The organism is Bradyrhizobium sp. (assembly GCF_047605465.1).
Lineage (GTDB): Bacteria > Pseudomonadota > Alphaproteobacteria > Rhizobiales > Xanthobacteraceae > Bradyrhizobium.
Genome location: NZ_JASGFS010000001.1, coordinates 97,328 through 115,042, shown reverse-complemented (window position 1 = coordinate 115,042; position 17,715 = coordinate 97,328). Strand labels below are relative to the sequence as shown.

Genomic DNA, 17,715 nt, shown 5'->3' with positions numbered 1-17,715 from the left:
GTCTTGCCTGTGGCTATTGCTTGACCGCAAAGACCCACAGCGAGCCGCCGGGCGGCACCTTCGCCAGCCGTTCGTCGCCGGAGAACAGCGAGTAGACGCCGCCATAGCCGGAGGTGACGGCGACGTATTGCACGCCGTCCTGCTGCCATGTCACCGGTTGTCCCTCGATGCCGGAGCCGGTCTGGAACTGCCAGAGCTTGTTGCCGCTGTCGGCGTCGAAGGCCTCGAACTCACCGGTCAGCGCACCCGTGAACACGACGCCGCCCGCGGTCGACAGCACGCCGGAGAAGCGCGGAATGTCGACCGCCGCCTCCCATTTCGCCTTGCCGGTCATCGGGTCGATGGCCTTGAGGTGGCCGCGCGGGCCGTCACCCCATTCCCAGGGATCGGTGAGGTCCATGCCGAGATACCATTCGCCCTGCTTGAAGGTGACGGGCTCGGTCTTGTACCTGCCGCCGAAGGCGAGCGTGTTGGCATAGGCAAGGCCGGTCTGCGGATTGAACGACATCGGCTCCCAGTTCTTGCCGCCGAGGATCGACGGATAGACCGTGACCTTCTTGCCGTCGCGCGCATCCTTCACGACGTCGGTCTCGATCGGCCGTCCCGTCTTCAGGTCGACGCCGGTCGCCCAGTTGACCTTCACGTAGGGATTGGCCGCGAGCACCTTTCCGTTGGTGCGATCGAGAACGTAGAAGAAGCCGTTGCGGTTGGCGTCCATCAGCACCTTGGTCGGTTTGCCCTCGACGTTCATGTCGGCGAGGACCATCTCGGCCACGCTGTCGTAGTCGAACGGATTGTTCGGCGAGAACTGGTAGTGCCACTTGATCTTGCCGGTCTTGGGATCCATCGCCAGCACGGAGCAGGTGTAGAGGTTGTCGCCGGGGCGGACGGCCGCGTTGAACGGGCCGGGATTGCCGATGCCCCAATAGACCGTGTTCAGCTCTGGATCGTAGGAGCCCGTGATCCAGGTCGAGCCGCCGCCGAGCTTCCAGGTGTCGCCCTTCCAGGTGTCGCCGCCGGGCTCGTCCGGCGAGGGGACCGAATGGGTGCGCCACAGATGCTTGCCCGTTGCCGGATCCCAGCCGTCGATGAATCCGCGGGTGCCGAACTCGGCGCCGGAGATGCCGGTGATGACCACGCCGTCGGCGACCAGCGGGGCAACGGTCATCGAATAGCCTTCCTTGATGTCGGCGGCTTTCTGCCGCCACAGCTCCTTGCCGTCCTTGGCGTCGAGCGCGATCACGTTGGCGTCGAGTGTGGTGCGGAACACCTTGCCGTCGTAGAGCGCGGCGCCGCGGTTGATGATACCGCAACAGACGATGCGCGGCGTCTCCGCGGGATATTCGACCTTGGATTTCCAGATCTGCTTGCCGGTCTTGGCGTCGACCGCCATGGTCGCGTTATGCGAGGTCACGTAGATCACGCCCTGGTAGACCAGCGGCTGCGATTCCTCGCTGCGATCATCGTTGAAGCTGTAGTTCCAGACCGGGACGAGATTCTTGACCGTGTCCTTGTTGATCTGGTTCAGGGACGAGAAGCGCTGGAGATTGTAGCCCATCCCGTAGTTCAGAACGTTCGACGTATCGGTTGCACCTTTGACCAGTTGTTCGGTCGTTTGTGCGCTCGCAACCGAGCATGCGGATACAACGAGGCTCGCGGCCATCGCAAAGCGTTTCATCCGTTCCTCCCAATATGCGCGCCTTTTGACGCTGCATCGGCAACACTCTGCCCGAAAGGAAAAACCGTCAATACGAAAGTCGAAGGCGCGCTGCCGATATGTTGGACGCCAGATGCCAAGCTCGGCCGGTAGGTATCGTAGAATTTTACCCGTCTTGCGCGAATGCGCTGCACCAATTTCCAAGGCGCGCCGGAAGGCGTGAAGATTGGTCTGCGCGCCTAGTTGGTCAGGTCATCCTGGCAAAGTGTGGGGCGGGGTCGGGTTCCGCGCTTGTCGACGGGGACGCGGCAATTGTCGATGCGCTGCTCGTCGGTCCATTTCGGACCGAGCCGCTCCTTTCCCGTCAGCATGGTGTTCTTTGCAGGTGGCGGCGGCGCACGCATCGGCGCCGCTGCATCCTCAGCAGCGGCGAGCAATGCGAGGCACAGCGCCACGGCGCAGCACAGCAGGGTTGCGATCGGACGGGTCATGAACAGCCTCCTGATGCAACAGGCAAGGTCGGCAATAACACGACGGCACGGGCCGGCGGTCCACCCGAAATCCGTCCGGATTGATGCGCGGGCACGACGCTGGATCGATTCCGGGCTTGAACCCGAACCGGCTTGCGGACTTATGTTGTCTCGATCCCCGTTGAGCCGGGATCGTCGCCAGGGAGGTTCTGATGATATCGCGTCGCTCTGTTGCACTTGCATTGACGGCTGCGTTGCTTTCCGGTCCCGCGTGGTCGGCATCGGGCAGCGCCATCAAGATGTTCGACACGGACAATGACGGCACGCTCGATCTCGCAGAGGTGAAGAAGGCCGCGGCCGCACAGTTCGCCAAGCTCGATCCCGATCACGACGGCACGCTCGATGTGCGCGAATTGCGCGGACGGTTGACGGCGAAGGAGCTCGCGGCCGCCGATCCCGATCATGATGGAACGCTCACCCTCGACGAATATCTCTCGGTGGTCGAGCAGCGCTTCAAGGCCGCGGATCCCGACGGTGACGGAACGCTGGATGCGAAGGAGCTGAAGTCACGTGCCGGGCGCGCGCTGTTGCGGCTGCTGCATTAGGATTTGCCCTCGCGCATCGCGGATTGACTGAGAGCGAAGTCGATTTGCCCGAGAGCGAACTCCTGTGCGCGCGAAACGCCGGGACGTCGTATTCGGCGATCGATTCGAGACTTGCGCCGCGGCTGACGCAGCCCTAGCTTTCGGCCCGCGCGATGTCGCGCTCACTCCTTGGGAGACCCCGTATGGCTTGGAAAGCTCCGAAGATCGTGGAAGTGCCGGTCGGCATGGAAATCAACATGTACGCCTGCGCTTCGCGCAAGTAAGACTGACGACCTGCCGCGGCTTCGATGGTCCATGCCGTCGGCGCCGTGGCAGTGTTGGAGTGCGCGTTGCGCCTGCCGTTGCGGCTGAAGCCTTGTCGTCGATGCAACGCGCACTTCATCTTCCGGTCCAGAATCTCGACCGTGCATCGTCACCCTGTGTTACGCTGATGCTTCTCAGCGCTGCCGTCGTCTCGATGCGGCGCGCGCCTTCGGGATACGGGATGCGCTTCGGATCCTGCGGATTGTGGACGGCGGTGGTGTGCGGCGTCGCGCTCGCGCCCGTTTGCGCCGGAGCGGAGGAAGGTTTCGACACCGAGCACATCTTCGGCTTCCTGATCGGCAGCGATGTCGGCAATCCCGGCGAGCGCGAATTCCAGAGCCAGACGACCGGGCGGTTCGGCAAGGGCGGCGGCTCCTATCGCGCCGTCGGCCAGGAGGTTGAGATCGAGGTCGTGCCGCTGCCGAATTTTCGCATCGAGGTCGGCGGCACCGCCATGCTGCACGACGTCACCGGCGTACCCGGCATCGACGACCGTCGCCAGGTCAACTTCCAGGGGGCTTCGCTCGACCTGCGCTATCGCCTGCTCGACCGAGAGACCGCGCCGTTCGGCATGACCATCGCCGCCGAAACCCACGGCGATCGCATCGACGAGATCAGCGGCGCGAAGGGACGGATGTACGGCACCGATTTCACGCTCGCCTTCGATCGCGAACTGGTTCCGAACTTCGCCGTCGGCGCGCTCAACCTGATCTATCAGCCGGAATGGTCGCGCTTCGAGGTGACGGGACTGTCGGAGAAGAGCTCGACCATCGGCGCGGCCTTCGCCGGCATGGTTCGCGTGCGCCCCAACGTTCTGCTCGGCGGCGAGCTGCGCTACTTTCGGCAATATGAGGGCATCGGGCTCGGCGAGTTCTCGGGGCAGGCCCTGTATGTCGGCCCCACCGCCTATGTCCAGATCTCGGAACGTTCGCGCCTGACCTTGAGCTGGAGCATGCAGGCCTGGGGGCGTCCGGCCGGGTCCGTCGCCAATCTCGATCTCGTCAATTTCGAGCGCCACCAGGCGCGCCTGGTGTTCGGCATCAACTTCTAGGCAAGCAGGTGCGTTGCGCTCCTGCTCACGCTGGATTGAAACTTCCGGCTCCTTGGAACGTAGCCCTTTATGCTAACCTTCGTCGCGCGCGAGAGGATTGCGGCATGAACCCGATCGACCTTGTGGTGACCGTGTGCACGGTGCTCTCGCCGGCGACCTGCGAAGAGCAGCATCTCGTGTTCAACTATGCAGGCTCGCTGACGCAATGCGCCATGGCGGCGCCGCCCTATATCGCGCAATGGGTCGGCGAGCATCCGAAGTGGCACGCGGTGCGGTGGCGCTGCGAATATCCGCACCCGAACGACAAGGCGTAGTGTCTCAGGAAACCCTGATCGCGGGAGCGCGGCCACGATTGCGACCCGCCGGCGCTACTTCGTGCAGTCCTTCAGGTCCTTGTCCGCGATCGAGAACACCGCGTCGGCCTTGATCTCGATGTCGCGCACCACGCATTGCCGCGCGTTGGGATAGCTGACCCTGGCGTCGTAGAGGCCGGGCTCGACACCGGTGATGCGCAGCCGCTCGTCGTGGTCGACCTCCTTGTCCTTGTCGTTCAGGGTCTGGTTCGGTCCCCATTCCGTCTTGCCGGCGGGCGAGAGCTGAAAGCCGGAGATCGTCTCCGACGTCAGGTTCCAGAGCCGGATGCCCTTGCCCTTGGCCTGCGCGAGCGCCGTAGCCGGCATCGCCGTCAACAGGATGCCGATCGCAATCAGCGTATGCCGCATGGTGACCTCCCTCGAAACGCTTGATGCAGTTGACCACGAATTTTCAATTCGCTTCAAGCCGCAATGCCGCGAGCTCGGCCCTGATCCTGACGAGTTCGGCATTGTCGCGATGCGCGCGCGGGACCTCGATCGGCACCTCCTGAACGATATGGGCCGGCCGCGGCGACAGCAGGAACAGGCGATCGCCGAGACGGATAGCGTCGTCCAGGCTGTGGGTGACGAGCAGCGTCATCACGGGGCGGCTCGCCACCAGCGCTGCGATCTCGTCGCGCAAGCGGCTCGCGAGCGCGTCGTCGAGCGAGGCGAGGGGCTCGTCGAGCACGAGGAGATCGGGCTCGACCGCAAAGGCGCGGGCGAGCGCGACGCGGCGTGCGAGCCCCAGCGATAATTCGCCGGGAAAGTGGTTGCGGTGGGCCTCCAGTTTGAGGATGCCGAAAAGCTCCGAGAGCCTGGCGTTGCTGACATCGGGCGCCGCGAGCCGAACGTTCTGTTCGACCGAACGCCACGGCAGCAGCCGCGGCTCCTGGAACACCATCCCGATCCGCGCCTCCGGCGGACGCGCGATGTGTCCCGCGAAATCGCGGTCGAGCCCGAGGATGACACGCAGCAGCGTGCTCTTCCCGCAACCGGACGGCCCGATCAGCACGCCGACTTCGCCCGAACGCAGCGCGAACCGGATCGGCGCCAGCACCTCGTGCGATCCGCCCGCGGCATTGCTGAAGGTCTTGCCGGAGATGTCGACCTCAAGCCGCACGGGGGCGCCACCTCGTTGCGCGGGCTTCGAACGGCTGCACCAGCGCGGTCTCGATCACGAGAACGACGGCGGCAAAAGTCAGTGAATAGGCGAGCAGCCGCGGCGTGTCGAAGAGCTGGAAGGCGACGCCGATCTCGAAGCCGACGCCGTTCGGCCGCCCCAGGAGCTCGGCGACCAGCACGATCTTCCACACCAGTGACAGTCCGGAGCGCGCGGCCGCGGCGACATAGGGTGCGAGTTGCGGCAGCACGACATGCCGGAACGCGCGCCAGCGCGGCATCGCGAACACTGTCGCCATCTCGTCGAGCGAGCGGTCGAGCGCACGGGTGCCCTCGCGCAAGGTGACGACGGCGGTCGGCAGCTTGTTGATGGCGATCGCCGCGATCGCGGCGGCCTCCGTGAGCCCGGCCCAGATATAGGCGAGCACGATCACGACCAGCGCCGGCAGGTTCAGCAGCAGGATCAGCCAGGGATCGCCGAGCCGCACACGCCCCATCAGGTAGCCGATGGCGCTGCCGAGCGACATTGCCAGCACGAAGGCGAGGGCGACACGGGCGAGGGTGGCACCGAGATGCAGGAACAGCGCGCCGCTCGCTGCCTCCGCGGCGATCACGTTGAGCACGGCGGGCGGAGAGGGCAGCTTTGCACCGCCGACCAGCAGCGCGGCAATCCACCAGATCGCAACGAACAGGACAAACGAGAGAAGACGCAGCACCTCAGTCTCCGGGGACCGCATGATAGAACGTGCCGGCATCGAGTTCGGGCGCCGGTCCGACCAGATCGGGGCCGCCGATGCCGGCCAGCACGCGGTAGAGCACGCGCGCGTCGGCTTCCTCGTCATCGATGCTACGGCGCGGTATGCCGTCGCGGTAGCGGTCGCGATAGGTCTTGAGCATCGCCGCGTCGGTCGCTCCTGTCAGTGGCGCGACCCTGTCCCAGGCGGCATCGGAGGTCACCAGCAACTGCTTGGCCTTGCGCGTCATTGCAATGAAACGCGCGACCGCGTCGCGATGGCTTGCCGCCCAGTTGTCGTCGAAGACATAGCCGACGGCAGAGACCGGCCCCTTGACGCCGAGCTTCGGCAGGATGTCCTCGATGCCGGCGAGGCGCCGAAAGCCTCTGGCTTCGAGCTGTGCGCAGAAATTCCAGAAGTTCAGGCTCGCATCCATTTCGCCGTCGATCGCCTTGGCGGCGATCAGGGGCGGGGCACCATAGACGATGGTGGCTTCCGACTTCAGGTCGATGCCGTCCTGCTTCATCCGCGCCTGCAGCAGCAGCCAGCTCTTGTCGATCGGTCCGCCGCCGACGGCGAGTTTGCGGCCCCTGAGGTCGGCCAGCGTCTTGATCGGCGAAGATGCCGGCACCATCACCGCACCCAGCGCGCTGGAATAGGGATAGAACGTCAGCCTGGCGCCGAGTGCGCGCTCGCGCGACACCCACAACCAATCCGACAACATGATGTCGGCATTCCCGGCGCGGAGCGCGATCTTGCCGGCCTCGGGACTTGCGAGCTCGGTCACCTCGAGCGAGAGGTTCGCCTCCTTGTCCAGACCTTCGGCGCGGATCGTCGCAAGTTCCCAGGAGAATGTTCCGGTTTTCTGCACCGCAAGGCGGATGGTGTCCGCGGCGCGCCCGGGGGCGGCCAGTGTCAGCAACAGTGCCACCGCGAGCGCGAATGTTCGACCAGATCCCGTCATCACCTTGTGAGCCGTTTCTCGAAGGGAGTGCTTTTCACGACAATACGCATAGCATAGCTTTCGTCGCAACCACGGGAGGACGCGCATGAGCTTTGCCGGACAGCTACGGCCGATCGTCGTCGCGTTGGCGGCGCTGGCTGCGGCGGTGTACGCGGCGCGAGCCGAAGAGGCCAACGATTACCCGACGTCCGCGCGTGCGGAATATGTCTATGGCTGCATGAAGGCGAATGGCGAGACGCGGCAGGCGATCGAGCAATGCTCCTGCTCGATCGATGTGGTCGCCTCGATCGTGCCCTATGAACGCTACGTCACCGCGGAGACGGCGCTCAGCATGTCCCAGGTGCGCGGCAATCTCGGCGTCCAGTTTCGGACATCGGAGCAGGCCAATTCCGCCGTGAACGATCTGCGCCGCGCGCAGGCCGAGGCCGAGGTGAGGTGTTTCTGACGGCAGATGCGTGCAAAGTCTCTCGTCATGCCCGGGCTCGTCCCGGGCATCCACGTTCCGACGTCAAGCGTGAAGATCGTGGATGGCCGAGGCGAGCCCGGTGTCACAACCGCGATACTCACGTCCCTGACTTCTCCACGTCCCACGCGTTGCGGAACACATGTCCGTCCGTATCCTTGGCTTCCGCGCGAAAGTGCTTGGCGCCGTTGGAAACGTAGGTGAAGCGCAGATTGGGATCTTCGGAGATCGAGATGCCGCCCTCCATCGCCAGCACCAGGCTGTCGTCCTGCGTCAGTCTCAACTGGTTGACGAAGAAGGCGGGAATGTAGAAGTGCGTCACCTGATCCATCTGCAGGCCGGAATTGTTGGGGTGGCCGATCATGATCTGGGCCTCGCGGGTGCGGCTTGCAGGCGTGTCCTCGCGCGCGAACTGCCGGTAACGCATCTGGCCGAGCCGGTTCCTGGCTTCCTCGGGATTCTTCACCGCCGGCGCCGAGCAGCCGCCGGACGCCTTCACATAGGTCTTCGCGACATAGAGCTGGCCGTCGCTGAGTTCGGCGACCGCATGGACGTCGGTGTAGTTGTTGACGCGCACGCGCGTCGAGATTTCCGTGACATTGGCGTCCGTGCCGAGTTCGAACTTCGCCGCCATCGGTGCCGGATTGCGGTCGATCACGAGTGTGATCGAGCGGATGCGGCGGCTGTCACCGGCTGACAGCTTACTGCGCAGGGTCACGGGCACGATGGCCGCGTCCTCGGCACGATACGGCATCTCGATGCCGATCACGTCTGTGCCGTCGTTCATCGGACGATTGCTGAAGATGTCCTGCACCAGCCCCGGCCAGGGATCATATGCTTCTTCCGCACGCGCGGGTGCAACGATGGCGATGCCGAGCAGCGCGGTCATCAAGGTGAAGCGGAGCGTGTATCCGATCATGGCCATGATCCTCAGGGACAGCATGACTGATCCCTGAACGAGCCTAGCGCGCCCGCTACTCCCATTCAATTTCGGAGAATGCTGCGGTTGCGTTACGGGCATTGTAGTCGTCGAACAGATCCCAATGCGGGCGTTCCGATGCGGCCGCCTTCCCAGCGGCGATCTGAATCGGCTCGCCTTTCTTGTTCGAGGCTCGGACATCGGTCAGGAGTGTCGACAGATAACGCCGCTCGTCGGCGAGCGCTGCAGGCCATTGGCTCACGGGGCCGTGACCGGGCACGACCCGCTGCGCCGGAATGGCTTCGAGTTCCCCGAGCAGGTCGAGCCAGCCGCGGATGCTTCCGTCGACCACCGGAATGTGGCGGAGAAAGACCAGGTCGCCCGCGAACAGGGTCTTCGTCGTCTCGTCGAACACGGTCAGGTCATTGTCGCTATGTGCAGGCGGCCAGGCTCGCAAGGTGAGGCGGCGCGATCCGAGATCGAGCGTCAGGGTGTCTGCGACGAGTATTGCGGGCGGCACGAGCCTGACTGGATCGATCAAGTCCCCGCCCATGATGCGTCGGAAGCTGTCGAGATAATACGGCCCGCGTGTCGCCATCGCCTGCGGGAGCCTGCTGTGCCCGACGAAGCGCGTCCCTTCGGCGACGAAGGCCGCGTTGCCGAAGACATGATCCGGATGGGCGTGCGTGTTGATGACGTAGCGGATCGGCTTCGTGGTGCGGGCGCGTATGGCCGCCAGCAGTGCCTCGCCCTCCCGCACGCTGCCGCCGGTATCGATCACGGCGACCGCGTCTGTGCCGATGATGAAGCCGACATTGGCGATGTCGCCCTCGTTGTCGCGCGTCATCAGGGCAATGCGTCCAGCATGCACGAATATTCCTGGCGCGACTTCGCTCACAGGCAATTCAGCCGGTTCAGCGCGTGCTAGCGTCGATGCTCCCAACAGGGCAACGACCGCGATCATTGAAGCGATATGAGCCATCTTCCCGCCTCAGTTCCTCAACAACGCGCTATTGCACTGCAACAAGACGTGCCGATGCGAAGTTCGGCGAAACATGGCGCGACGAGCGTTGCATGAATAGCATTTGGACAAAACCAGGAGGAAGCGCGATGACGGAGGCCGGACGACATCGTCGCTGGTGGTGGTTGCCGTTCCTGGTGGTTGCCTCTGGCGCGCTTGGCGACTTCGCCACGGCGCAGACGAGCGAGAGCGGCGATCTCTCCTTCGAGCTGGTCGATCCGAAGGTCCTGCGCGTCTGCGCCGATCCGCGCAACCTGCCGTTCTCGAACGAAAAAGGAGAGGGATTCGAGAACAAGCTGGCCGAGTTGTTCGCGGAGAAGCTCCAGAAGAAGCTCGACTACGTGTACTTTCCCCAAGCCACGGGCTTCGTGCGCATGACGCTCGGCGCGCACCGCTGCGACGTCATCATGGGGTTTCCGCAAGGCGATGACCTCGTGCAGGGCACCAATCCCTATTACCGCACGACTTACGCGTTGATTGCGAAAGCCGGCGGCGGGCTCGAGGATGTCGATACGCTCGAGGATGCGCGGCTCAAAGGCAAACATGTCGGCGTCGTCGCCGGCACGCCGCCGGCAACCAACATGGCCGTGGCCGGCCTGATGGGTGATGCCAAGCCCTATCCGTTGATGATCGACACCCGGTTCGACAATTCCGCGCAGGCGATGGTGGGCGATCTCGCCGCCGGCAAGATCGACGCCGGCGTGTTGTGGGGGCCGATGGCCGGGTTCTACGCGAAGAAAGCCGGAGCCTCGCTGCACGTCACGCCGCTCGTCAGGGAGACGACGGGGCCGAAGCTGGTCTATCGCATCGGAATGGGCGTTCGTCCCGCCGACCAGAACTGGAAGCGTCAGCTCAACAAGCTGATCCAGGAGAACCAGGGCGAGATCAACAAGATCCTGTTCGATTTCGGCGTGCCCCTGCTCGACGAGAACGACCGGCCGCTCGGCGCGGAGACGGCCAAGAAGGCGCCATGAGGTGGCGCGTTGCCGTTGCGCTCGTCGCCGTGATGCTGGCGGCTCCGGCGTCGGCGCAGCAACAGGAGCCGTTCGAGCCCGAAGGCTTTCGAACCGACAATTATCGTGCGCCGGTGCCCGCGACGCTGAAAGGCGCACGCGTGCTCACGACGGCCGAGGCGGAAGCAATCTGGCGTGAGAAGAGCGGGGTCTTCGTCGACGTGCTGCCGCGCCCGCCGAAGCCGAAGAATCTTCCGGAAGGGACAGTCTGGCGCGACATGCCGCGCCGGAACATTCCCGGCAGCATCTGGCTGCCGGATACCGGCTACGGTGTGCTGCCGCCGGCCATGGATGACTATTTCCGTCGCGGCCTCATGCGCGCATCTCACGGCGACAAGGCTGCGCTGCTGGTGATTTATTGCCTGGCCGATTGCTGGATGTCGTGGAACGCGGCGAAGCGTGCGCTGGCCGAGGGCTACGCGAACGTGGCTTGGTATCCCGAAGGCACTGACGGCTGGGAGCACGAGAAGCTTCCCACGGACGAAGCACAGCCGGAGACGCGTCCCGCGCAGGAGTGAAGCGCCGGAAACTTATTCGCGCTCACGACGCTCCGCGCAAGGCGAGCCTGGAAAGCCTCGACTACTGCTTTTCCAGCTTGGTCAGCGTGCCTGTGCCATCGGTGTCGGTCGCGGAGTAGGTCACCCTGTCGCCGGCATGGACGGCGTCGAGCATCGCGGCGTCCTTCGTCTTGTACTCCTGGAGCGCTCCGGCGCCGCCTGCGTTGCCGACCGTTCCCTTCTGCATTTGCTGGATCGAGATCGTGTTGTTGAGCCGATCGATCCGCGTCACCATGCCTGTCATATCGTCAGCGGCGAATGCGCTGGATGCGAGCACGCCGAGGGCGGCAGCGCCCGCGAGGATGAATCGTCCTGTTCCCATCGTAGCCTCCCACGTCTCGGGTTCATGTCGACAAGACATCGCGGATCGATTTGGTTCCGGCAGATATCGCGTCAAAGGTTAACGTTTGGGCCGGAAAATCGGGAACCTTTCCCAAGGCGGTCAGCGACACTGACGCTCTATTCGAGTTCCTGCTGGATGACGCGGCCGAGCGCGAACAGGCGCTGGTCGATCGAGGTCGGGACCTCGCAGACGAAGCGCACCACCTTGCGGCGGTCCTCGAAGATCCGGGTCTCCCAGACCAACTGGTTGCTGAGCGCTTCGACTTTCGCATCGTCGCGCGGCGTTGCGTCCTGCAGTGCCTGGAGCTGGATCGTCTCCTCGCGGATCCTGTCGGCGGCGTCGCGCTGCTTGCGGCTGACGCGTTCGAGCCCGTTCATGACCTGGGAACGCTGCCCGTTGAGCGTGTCGAACAGGCCTGCGAACAACAGCTTCGCGTTCGCGGTCTTGTCGGATGCGGAGCCGGCCAGAAACTCCTTCACCGATTTCTCGGCTTCGTCCAGAGGGATCTTGCGCGCCGACAGTTTCGAGACCAGAGCGCTGACTTTGGTATCGTCTTTCCATCTGGTCTCGGCATCGTCGAGCGCGGGGCCAGCCCAGACCGCCGCGAGCGAGATATCCGGCACCTTTGCTTGTGCGCAGGGCCAGTCGGGATAGCGCGGATCGGCCGCGTGCGCGGCTGCGCCCGACAGCGCAAGCACCAGAGCAGCCACGGTCGAGAGTCCCGATCTCATCCTTCGCCTCCCGCGGGCCCGCGGCGTGCCAGCCCGCGCGATGGATCATAGGCATAGATCGCGCCGATCATGAACACGATTGTGCAGCCCGCGACCACCGCCAGCGAGGCCCAGTTGATCTGTCCGTAGAGTGCGAAACGGATCAGTTCCACCGCGTGGGTGAACGGGTTGGCCTGGCACACATAGTAGAGATAGGGGCTGCCCTCCTGGACCCGCCAGAGCGGGTAAAGCGCGGAAGAGGCGAAGAACATCGGGAAGATCACGAAGTTCATCACGCCGGCGAAATTCTCGAGCTGCTTGATGCCGGAAGAGATCAGCATGCCGAGCGAGCCCAGCATCAACCCGGACAGGATCAGCGCCGGCAGCACGGTGAGGTAGCCGATCGGAGGAGGGGTGATATCCCAGAACCAGGCGATCACGAGGAACGTATAGACTTGCAGCAGTGACACGGCGGTCCCTGCGAGCAGCTTGCAGAACAGCAGGAACCAGCGCGGCAGCGGGCTGACGAGCAGCGTGCGCATGTTGCCCATCTCGCGGTCATACACCATCGAGAGCGAGGACTGCATGCCGTTGAAGAGCTGGATCATCGCCATCAGTCCGGGCGCGATGAAGACCTCGTAGAGAATGTAGGTCTCGTAAGGCGGGATGATCGAGATGCCGAGCACCTGACGGAAGCCGGCCGCGAAGATGAACAGCCACACCAGCGGACGCACCAGCGCGGAGACAAAGCGTTCGCGCTGATGCAGGAAGCGCAGGCCTTCGCGCCAGACGATGCCGGTGAGGCAGGTCGTGTATTCGGCGAGCGAGAAGCCGCGCGGGATATCCTTGACCGTGATGCTGCTCATGCGCCGCCTCCCGGCATGGTCTGCGCACCGGTCAAGCGCATGAAGGCGGTGTTGACGTCCTGCGCCCCGGCCTCCGCGATCACGCGGCTGACGGGTCCCTGCGCCAGCACCTTGCCCTGGTGCAACACCACGAGATCGTCGCCCGCCGTCACCTCGTCGAACAGGTGCGTGGCCCACAGCACGCCGATGCCCTGGTCCGTCACGAGTTGGCGGACATGGCTGATGATGTCCGCGCGTGCCTTGACGTCGAGGCCGACGGTCGGTTCGTCCAGCAGCAACAGGCGCGGCCGGTGCAGCAGCGCGCGCGCGATCTCGAGCCGCCGCATCTGCCCGCCGGAGAGATCGCGCACCTTGTTGCCGGCGCGGTCGGCGAGACCGATGCGGGCGAGCAGCTCCGCGCTGCGCGCGGCGGCATCGCGCCGGCCGATGCCGTGTAGCGCGGCGTGGTAGAGCAGGTTCTGCGTCAGCGACAGGTCGAGATCGAGCGTGCGCGGCTGGAAGACGACGCCCAGCAATCGCAATGCCTCGCCCGGATTGCGGCTGATGTCGTGGCCGAAAATGCCGACGCGCCCGGACTGGATGCCGAACAGGCGCGTGATCAGCGAGAACAGCGTGCTCTTGCCGGCGCCGTTGAGGCCGAGCAGGGCGGTGAAGCTCGCAGGCGGAACGTTGAAGGAGACGTCGATCAACGCGCGGCGTTGGCCGTAGGCATGGCTGATGCCGTCGATCGACAGCGCCGGCACGGCGGCGGGATCGGGCCTCGTTGTCTCGCGCTGTTCTGCGATGGAGGCTGGGCTGGTCATGGCGCGATCGTGATGCCCCAGGGCAGTTCGCCTACCTGGATGGTCTTGATCACCTTCTGCGCGGCGACGTCGATCACCGAGACGTCGTTGGAGACGCCGTTGGTGGTGAGCAGGTATTTTTCGTCGGGCGTGAATGCCATGTGCCAGACGCGCTGGCCGACCAGCAGATATTTCGCCACCTTGCGCGTAGCGGCATCGACCACAGCGACACGGTTGGCGGGGCCGAGCGCGACGAAGGCGATCTTGTCGTCCTTGGTCATGCCGATGCCGACCGGCTGGATCGCCTCGCGGCGCAGGCCGGGAATCTCGAAATTGACCTTGCCGATGACCTCATGCTTCCCGGGATCGATGATCGAGACCGTGCCGCCGATTTCGGAGGATACCCATAGTTCCGAGCTGTCGTGCTTGAATTCGGCAAAGCGCGGCCGCGCGTCGACCAGCACGTTGGCGACGATCTGGCGCGAGGCCGTGTCGATGAAATGCGCCATGTTGGTCGTTTCCGACGTGTTGATCAGCGTCTTGCCGTCGGGGCTGATGGTCATGCCTTCCGGCTCGACGCCGACCTGGATGTCGCCGAGCCGGGTGCGCTTCTCCAGATCGATCACGGTCACCGTGTTGTCGTTCTCGTTGGCGACATAGAGCGTCTTGCCGGCCGCATCCTGGGTGAACAGCTCCGGGTCGGGACCGGACGGCAGGGTATCCACGATGGTCTGCGTCTTGGCGTCGATCATTTGGATGGTGTCGTCGTCGCCGACCGCGACCATGACGAACTTGCCGTCGCGCGTGAACTCGATGCCGCGCGGGCGCTGGCCGACCTTGACGGTGCCGGTCACCGTCCAGCTATCGGTGTCGATCACCGAGACGGTGTTACTCTTCTCGTTCGAGACATAGGCGATGTAGGCGTGCGCCGGCGTGGCCGCGAGCGCCAACCCGGACAGCAGCCCCACACGCCAGATGCGCGACATCATCGTCCTCACTTCAGCTTGCATTTGCTCTCCGGGCGGTCATAGCCGAGCGTGTCGAGCTCCGAGACCTGGTGCAGGAAGCCTTCCTGCGGCGACACCGAAACCACCATGCGGCCATCGGCCAGCAGGACCGGCTGGCGAAGCTGCAGGTTCCAGTCGCGCACGGTGAGGCGCGTGCCCTTGAAGGCGGCGACCGAGAAATCCGGTCCCTTGATGAAATCGACGACCTTCTTCACGTCGCCGGAATTGGTGCGCGAGGTGGCTTCGCCGATCATGCGCACCGCGGTCCAGGCCTGCATGTCGAGCGGCGTCATCCGGCGCGCGTTCAGTCTCATGAAGCGGCTCTGCATCTGGGTCGCGCCCCACTGGTCCTGCGCCCCGTCCCAGCTTCGCGGGACGAGGCCGGCCGAGCCGGCGACGGGGCGCGGATCCCAGGTGCGATAGGGCAGGTAGGCGGCGAACACCTCGCTCTCGTCGGCGGCCACCAGCACGTCGTAGGCGGGAGCTTGTTGCGTGAACACCGGCATCTGGCGCTGGATCAGCGTGATGCCGCTGTCGGTGCGGCGCGCGCCGCCGGTGTCCTCGAAGGTGCGTTCCTGCACAATCTTGGCGCCGAAGCGCGTCGCGGCACGACGCAGCGCGTCGGCATAGAGCTTGTCCTCGTCGTGCGAGCCGACCACCAGCAGCCATCGCTTCCACTGTTTCCACACCAGATACTGCCCGATCGCATCGGCCAGCATCGACCGTGTCGGCGCGGTGTGGATGACGTTGGCGCGGCAGTCGGCCTCGCGCAGCCGCTCGTCGATCGCGCCCGCATTGAACAGCAGCGTGCCGCGATCGCGCAGGGCGTCGGCGACCTTCAGGAGCGCATCGGCCGGCAGGTCGGCGATGATGAAGCCGTTGTGTGCGGCGAGCGCGGTCGCGGCCTCGACCGCATCCTCGCCGTTCTTGAGGCGGCGCTCCTCCAGCGTGAAGTGCTGGTTGAGGAATTTTCCGGTGGTGTTGTTGTCCTCGATCGCGAGCTTCGCGCCGGCGGTGCCGTCGTTCTCCGCGGGCTGCTCGACCAGCGACAGGGTCGATCTGATGGCGGCGAGGCGGAGATAGCCGATGCCGATCTCGACGGGGTCGGCCGCGAGCGCTTGCGTCGCCGCAAGGCTCAGGCCGATCAGGCCGAGCAACCACCGGATCATGTTTCCTCCGTAGAACCTCCCCGGCTTGACCGCCGGTGGAGAATTGTCTCTGTTGAGCATGACCGATTTGGCCGGGCTTGCAACCCCGCATTTCGCGGTTGCAACGTGAAGAGCTGGAATCACGATCATGCGAGCGCCGCTCTCGATCGTCGTTTTGCTGTTGACGGCGACGATTGCGTTCGCCGATCCGCCCAGGCTCGCGGTATTCGATTTCGAATTGATGGACACCAGCCTGCCCGGCGAATTCTACGGCTCGAAGCCGGAGCTGGCGCGGCTCGATCGCATCACCGAGCAGCTGCGAACGGAACTGACGCAGTCGGGCCGGTTCCAGGTGCTCGACATCGCGCCGGTCCGCGATGCCGCTCATCACAGCAATCTGCAGGCCTGCGGCGGCTGCGATCTCGAATTGGCGGGGCAGCTGGGCGCGGATCTCGAGATCACGGGGCTGGTGCAGAAGGTCTCGAACCTGATCATCAATCTCAACATCTACCTGCGCGACGTGCACACCGGCAAGATGATCACGGTCGCCAGCGCGGACATGCGCGGCAACACCGACGAATCCTGGTCGCGCACGATGAGCTATCTGATCCGCAACCGCTTGCTGGCTCCCAATTACGGCAAGCCGTGATCGCCACGGCTCCGCGCCGTGACGTTGCTGCTCCGATTTCGTCGGGATGGAAGGCGTTCTAGTGCGGCGAGACGCTGAACGCGGTGGCGCTGCCCGAGGAGCCGAGAAGAAGCGGGGTCTGCGCCGTTCCTCCCGTGCCGGGGGAAGACGTCGTGAGGGCCGGGGTTATTCCGGAGTTGCTGCCGAGAGGACCGCTGGACGGTGAAGTGGGGCCGCCGCCACCACCTCCTCCGCCGCCGGCTCCTCCAATGCTGCCAGTGGTCAGGGAATCTTCCGCCTGGGCAAAGCTCATCGGACTGCACATGCCGTTGCATGCGGAGTCGAACGACCATGTCGACGACGGCTGAAGCTCGATGTTGATGCGGCTCCCGTTCGCCGTGATGACGGCCGCATCGCCGACCTTCGCCAGCTCGACGCAATTGCCGCCGGCACAGACGCGCGAGGCGCCCTCCTTCAGGACGACCGTGTTCTTGAGCAGTTCGAGGTGGAAGTCGAGGATCGTGCCCCGGACACCGAGGGTCGCGAGTGGCGTCGTGATGGCGTAGGATTCCTTGGCCGACATTCCCGTGATGAAGCGGAACGAGCCAAGCGTGAGCTTGATCGCGATATCGCCGACGCCCTGCTGATCGGAGAACACCGCACGGTCGAGCTTCATCTTGGAATTGGGGCCCAGCATCAGGTTCGTGCTGTCCTTGAGCACGAATTTGGCATTGCTGTCGGCGGATGTCTGCACGACCTCGTCGCGGATGACGTCGTCGCCCTTCAGGATCTTGGACGTCGCGGGTTCGATCTGGGAGACGTCGTTCCGGACGATGACGGCAAGCCCGATCCGTTCCGCCGCGGCCAGCGCCGGAGACGGCAACAGGGGCAGGATCGCCAAGGCGATCGACGATCCGGAGATGAAAACGGCAGGCTTACGCACGACGATTACTCCGAAAGTCGTAAAACTATCACGATTTTGGAGCGCAAATGCGGCAG

23 protein-coding genes are annotated in these 17,715 nt (G+C 64.6%); 8 read left to right on the top strand and 15 right to left on the bottom strand.

The features are described 5' to 3' along the window. Window positions 1-13: 13 nt before the first annotated feature. Complete coding sequence (locus tag QM712_RS00585) at window positions 14-1,678, bottom strand: methanol/ethanol family PQQ-dependent dehydrogenase (RefSeq protein ID WP_415021069.1); 1,665 nt, start codon at window positions 1,676-1,678, stop codon at window positions 14-16. Window positions 1,679-1,896: 218 nt separating this feature from the next. Next, entirely contained in the window at window positions 1,897-2,148 is a 252-nt protein-coding gene (locus QM712_RS00580) for a hypothetical protein (protein ID WP_415021068.1), read from the bottom strand. Window positions 2,149-2,339: 191 nt separating this feature from the next. Between QM712_RS00580 and QM712_RS00575 the strand changes: the two genes are divergently transcribed. The 4 genes from QM712_RS00575 to QM712_RS00560 all read left to right on the top strand — a co-directional run bounded on the left by QM712_RS00575 (window position 2,340) and on the right by QM712_RS00560 (window position 4,400). Beyond that, window positions 2,340-2,732 carry an EF-hand domain-containing protein gene (locus tag QM712_RS00575; protein WP_415021067.1) on the top strand — a complete coding sequence of 131 codons (393 nt, stop codon included), beginning with the start codon at window positions 2,340-2,342 and terminating at the stop codon, window positions 2,730-2,732. A gap of 182 nt (window positions 2,733-2,914) precedes the next feature. Then, window positions 2,915-2,995, top strand: coding sequence for a pyrroloquinoline quinone precursor peptide PqqA (pqqA, locus tag QM712_RS00570; RefSeq protein ID WP_008562446.1), 81 nt, complete (start codon window positions 2,915-2,917; stop codon window positions 2,993-2,995). Between the two features lie 221 nt (window positions 2,996-3,216). After that, complete coding sequence (locus QM712_RS00565) at window positions 3,217-4,086, top strand: hypothetical protein (protein ID WP_415021066.1); 870 nt, start codon at window positions 3,217-3,219, stop codon at window positions 4,084-4,086. A 104-nt stretch (window positions 4,087-4,190) separates the two neighbouring features. Next, window positions 4,191-4,400 (top strand): hypothetical protein, encoded by a 210-nt coding sequence (locus tag QM712_RS00560; RefSeq protein WP_415021065.1) that lies wholly within the window; start codon window positions 4,191-4,193, stop codon window positions 4,398-4,400. 54 nt (window positions 4,401-4,454) lie between these two features. Here QM712_RS00560 and QM712_RS00555 read toward each other — a convergent pair whose 3' ends face one another. Genes QM712_RS00555 through QM712_RS00540 form a run of 4 tightly spaced genes read right to left on the bottom strand, consistent with a single transcriptional unit; the run spans window position 4,455 to window position 7,259 of the window. Further along, window positions 4,455-4,808, bottom strand: coding sequence for a hypothetical protein (locus QM712_RS00555; RefSeq protein WP_415021064.1), 354 nt, complete (start codon window positions 4,806-4,808; stop codon window positions 4,455-4,457). 43 nt (window positions 4,809-4,851) lie between these two features. Further along, window positions 4,852-5,562 (bottom strand): ABC transporter ATP-binding protein, encoded by a 711-nt coding sequence (locus QM712_RS00550; RefSeq protein WP_415021063.1) that lies wholly within the window; start codon window positions 5,560-5,562, stop codon window positions 4,852-4,854. After that, complete coding sequence (locus tag QM712_RS00545; RefSeq protein ID WP_415021062.1) at window positions 5,552-6,277, bottom strand: ABC transporter permease; 726 nt, start codon at window positions 6,275-6,277, stop codon at window positions 5,552-5,554. The genes QM712_RS00550 and QM712_RS00545 overlap by 11 nt, the downstream gene beginning before the upstream one ends. A 1-nt stretch (window position 6,278) precedes the next feature. Next, window positions 6,279-7,259 (bottom strand): ABC transporter substrate-binding protein, encoded by a 981-nt coding sequence (locus QM712_RS00540; RefSeq protein ID WP_415021061.1) that lies wholly within the window; start codon window positions 7,257-7,259, stop codon window positions 6,279-6,281. Window positions 7,260-7,344: 85 nt separating this feature from the next. Here QM712_RS00540 and QM712_RS00535 point away from each other — a divergent pair, with 85 nt between their 5' ends. Beyond that, window positions 7,345-7,704 carry a hypothetical protein gene (locus QM712_RS00535; protein ID WP_415021060.1) on the top strand — a complete coding sequence of 120 codons (360 nt, stop codon included), beginning with the start codon at window positions 7,345-7,347 and terminating at the stop codon, window positions 7,702-7,704. Window positions 7,705-7,822: 118 nt separating this feature from the next. On the opposite strand, the gene QM712_RS00530 is transcribed toward QM712_RS00535, so the two are convergent. Together QM712_RS00530 and QM712_RS00525 are read right to left on the bottom strand one after the other, a co-directional pair. Next, window positions 7,823-8,641 (bottom strand): quinoprotein dehydrogenase-associated SoxYZ-like carrier, encoded by an 819-nt coding sequence (locus QM712_RS00530; RefSeq protein WP_415021346.1) that lies wholly within the window; start codon window positions 8,639-8,641, stop codon window positions 7,823-7,825. Window positions 8,642-8,696: 55 nt separating this feature from the next. Next, window positions 8,697-9,623 (bottom strand): quinoprotein relay system zinc metallohydrolase 2, encoded by a 927-nt coding sequence (locus QM712_RS00525; protein ID WP_415021059.1) that lies wholly within the window; start codon window positions 9,621-9,623, stop codon window positions 8,697-8,699. 128 nt (window positions 9,624-9,751) lie between these two features. Between QM712_RS00525 and QM712_RS00520 the strand changes: the two genes are divergently transcribed. Beyond that, window positions 9,752-10,636: a substrate-binding domain-containing protein gene (locus tag QM712_RS00520; protein ID WP_415021058.1), complete on the top strand. Its 885-nt coding sequence runs from the start codon at window positions 9,752-9,754 to the stop codon at window positions 10,634-10,636. Further along, the gene (locus QM712_RS00515; RefSeq protein WP_415021057.1) at window positions 10,633-11,193 is read left to right on the top strand and encodes a PQQ-dependent catabolism-associated CXXCW motif protein; all 561 of its coding nucleotides are present in this window, start codon (window positions 10,633-10,635) and stop codon (window positions 11,191-11,193) included. Before QM712_RS00520 ends, QM712_RS00515 begins: the two co-directional genes overlap by 4 nt. A gap of 61 nt (window positions 11,194-11,254) precedes the next feature. On the opposite strand, the gene QM712_RS00510 is transcribed toward QM712_RS00515, so the two are convergent. The 6 genes from QM712_RS00510 to QM712_RS00485 all read right to left on the bottom strand — a co-directional run bounded on the left by QM712_RS00510 (window position 11,255) and on the right by QM712_RS00485 (window position 16,109). Next, window positions 11,255-11,554 (bottom strand): copper-binding protein, encoded by a 300-nt coding sequence (locus QM712_RS00510; protein WP_415021056.1) that lies wholly within the window; start codon window positions 11,552-11,554, stop codon window positions 11,255-11,257. Between the two features lie 137 nt (window positions 11,555-11,691). Next, window positions 11,692-12,306 carry a hypothetical protein gene (locus tag QM712_RS00505; RefSeq protein WP_415021055.1) on the bottom strand — a complete coding sequence of 205 codons (615 nt, stop codon included), beginning with the start codon at window positions 12,304-12,306 and terminating at the stop codon, window positions 11,692-11,694. Next, entirely contained in the window at window positions 12,303-13,151 is an 849-nt protein-coding gene (locus QM712_RS00500) for an ABC transporter permease (RefSeq protein WP_415021054.1), read from the bottom strand. The genes QM712_RS00505 and QM712_RS00500 overlap by 4 nt, the downstream gene beginning before the upstream one ends. After that, window positions 13,148-13,954 (bottom strand): ABC transporter ATP-binding protein, encoded by an 807-nt coding sequence (locus QM712_RS00495; protein WP_415021053.1) that lies wholly within the window; start codon window positions 13,952-13,954, stop codon window positions 13,148-13,150. The genes QM712_RS00500 and QM712_RS00495 overlap by 4 nt, the downstream gene beginning before the upstream one ends. Continuing rightward, window positions 13,951-14,919: a YVTN family beta-propeller repeat protein gene (locus QM712_RS00490; protein ID WP_415021345.1), complete on the bottom strand. Its 969-nt coding sequence runs from the start codon at window positions 14,917-14,919 to the stop codon at window positions 13,951-13,953. Before QM712_RS00490 ends, QM712_RS00495 begins: the two co-directional genes overlap by 4 nt. A gap of 8 nt (window positions 14,920-14,927) precedes the next feature. Continuing rightward, complete coding sequence (locus tag QM712_RS00485) at window positions 14,928-16,109, bottom strand: ABC transporter substrate-binding protein (RefSeq protein WP_415021052.1); 1,182 nt, start codon at window positions 16,107-16,109, stop codon at window positions 14,928-14,930. 127 nt (window positions 16,110-16,236) lie between these two features. Between QM712_RS00485 and QM712_RS00480 the strand changes: the two genes are divergently transcribed. Beyond that, a complete protein-coding gene (locus tag QM712_RS00480; protein WP_415021051.1) occupies window positions 16,237-16,737 on the top strand; it encodes a DUF3280 domain-containing protein in 501 nt (166 codons plus the stop codon). 58 nt (window positions 16,738-16,795) lie between these two features. On the opposite strand, the gene QM712_RS00475 is transcribed toward QM712_RS00480, so the two are convergent. Continuing rightward, entirely contained in the window at window positions 16,796-17,659 is an 864-nt protein-coding gene (locus QM712_RS00475; protein WP_415021050.1) for a FecR domain-containing protein, read from the bottom strand. Window positions 17,660-17,715 lie beyond the last annotated feature (56 nt).

Coding starts and splice junctions, on each gene's coding strand:
- QM712_RS00565 (WP_415021066.1), top strand. CDS start 3,217: ATGCGCTTCGGATCCTGCGGATTGTGGACGGCGGTGGTGTGCGGCGTC.
- QM712_RS00480 (WP_415021051.1), top strand. CDS start 16,237: ATGCGAGCGCCGCTCTCGATCGTCGTTTTGCTGTTGACGGCGACGATT.
- QM712_RS00510 (WP_415021056.1), bottom strand. CDS start 11,554: ATGGGAACAGGACGATTCATCCTCGCGGGCGCTGCCGCCCTCGGCGTG.
- QM712_RS00490 (WP_415021345.1), bottom strand. CDS start 14,919: ATGTCGCGCATCTGGCGTGTGGGGCTGCTGTCCGGGTTGGCGCTCGCG.
- QM712_RS00500 (WP_415021054.1), bottom strand. CDS start 13,151: ATGAGCAGCATCACGGTCAAGGATATCCCGCGCGGCTTCTCGCTCGCC.
- QM712_RS00575 (WP_415021067.1), top strand. CDS start 2,340: ATGATATCGCGTCGCTCTGTTGCACTTGCATTGACGGCTGCGTTGCTT.
- QM712_RS00585 (WP_415021069.1), bottom strand. CDS start 1,678: ATGAAACGCTTTGCGATGGCCGCGAGCCTCGTTGTATCCGCATGCTCG.
- QM712_RS00535 (WP_415021060.1), top strand. CDS start 7,345: ATGAGCTTTGCCGGACAGCTACGGCCGATCGTCGTCGCGTTGGCGGCG.
- QM712_RS00530 (WP_415021346.1), bottom strand. CDS start 8,641: ATGATCGGATACACGCTCCGCTTCACCTTGATGACCGCGCTGCTCGGC.
- QM712_RS00555 (WP_415021064.1), bottom strand. CDS start 4,808: ATGCGGCATACGCTGATTGCGATCGGCATCCTGTTGACGGCGATGCCG.
- QM712_RS00540 (WP_415021061.1), bottom strand. CDS start 7,259: ATGACGGGATCTGGTCGAACATTCGCGCTCGCGGTGGCACTGTTGCTG.
- QM712_RS00560 (WP_415021065.1), top strand. CDS start 4,191: ATGAACCCGATCGACCTTGTGGTGACCGTGTGCACGGTGCTCTCGCCG.
- QM712_RS00485 (WP_415021052.1), bottom strand. CDS start 16,109: ATGATCCGGTGGTTGCTCGGCCTGATCGGCCTGAGCCTTGCGGCGACG.
- QM712_RS00505 (WP_415021055.1), bottom strand. CDS start 12,306: ATGAGATCGGGACTCTCGACCGTGGCTGCTCTGGTGCTTGCGCTGTCG.
- QM712_RS00580 (WP_415021068.1), bottom strand. CDS start 2,148: ATGACCCGTCCGATCGCAACCCTGCTGTGCTGCGCCGTGGCGCTGTGC.
- QM712_RS00525 (WP_415021059.1), bottom strand. CDS start 9,623: ATGGCTCATATCGCTTCAATGATCGCGGTCGTTGCCCTGTTGGGAGCA.
- QM712_RS00515 (WP_415021057.1), top strand. CDS start 10,633: ATGAGGTGGCGCGTTGCCGTTGCGCTCGTCGCCGTGATGCTGGCGGCT.
- pqqA (WP_008562446.1), top strand. CDS start 2,915: ATGGCTTGGAAAGCTCCGAAGATCGTGGAAGTGCCGGTCGGCATGGAA.
- QM712_RS00495 (WP_415021053.1), bottom strand. CDS start 13,954: ATGACCAGCCCAGCCTCCATCGCAGAACAGCGCGAGACAACGAGGCCC.
- QM712_RS00520 (WP_415021058.1), top strand. CDS start 9,752: ATGACGGAGGCCGGACGACATCGTCGCTGGTGGTGGTTGCCGTTCCTG.